This is a genomic window from Ectothiorhodospira shaposhnikovii (genome assembly GCF_022227765.1).
GTDB lineage: Bacteria > Pseudomonadota > Gammaproteobacteria > Ectothiorhodospirales > Ectothiorhodospiraceae > Ectothiorhodospira.
On the sequence record NZ_JAJMLZ010000035.1, the window covers coordinates 1 to 400 of the forward strand.

Genomic DNA, 400 nt, shown 5'->3' on the forward strand with positions numbered 1-400 from the left:
TTGCGGCAGCTCCAGGACAAGGGCTACGCCGACAAGTACCGGGGGCAGGGCAAGCCCATCCACCTCATCGGGGTGGAGTTCTCCAGGGAACAGCGGCAGATCATCGCTTTTGACGTGCTGAGCCTTTGATCCGACCGGGCCTGTGAATCGTGGCCGTGGGAGCGGGCCTGCCCGTGAAAACGGTTGTGAAAACGGTTGTGAAAACGGTGCGGAATACCGAACACGCCCTTTTCTTCACTTCCGCGCTCTTTCGTCACTCCCGCGAATGCGGGAGTCCAGGATCCTTCAGTCCATTCCCGGCCGATGGATTCCCGCTTGCGCGGGAATGACGCAGATTTATCCTGCATGGCAACGGACCTCGGCCACGGGTCAATTACACACAACGCACAAAGTAACGCAC

1 protein-coding gene is annotated in these 400 nt (G+C 59.2%); it reads left to right on the plus strand.

Features of this window, described 5'->3' with window-relative positions; translation table 11 throughout:
* On the plus strand, positions 1-129 hold a 129-nt coding region (locus tag LQD11_RS15450; protein ID WP_238618352.1), incomplete at its 5' end, for a PD-(D/E)XK nuclease domain-containing protein.
* Positions 130-400: the final 271 nt, after the last annotated feature.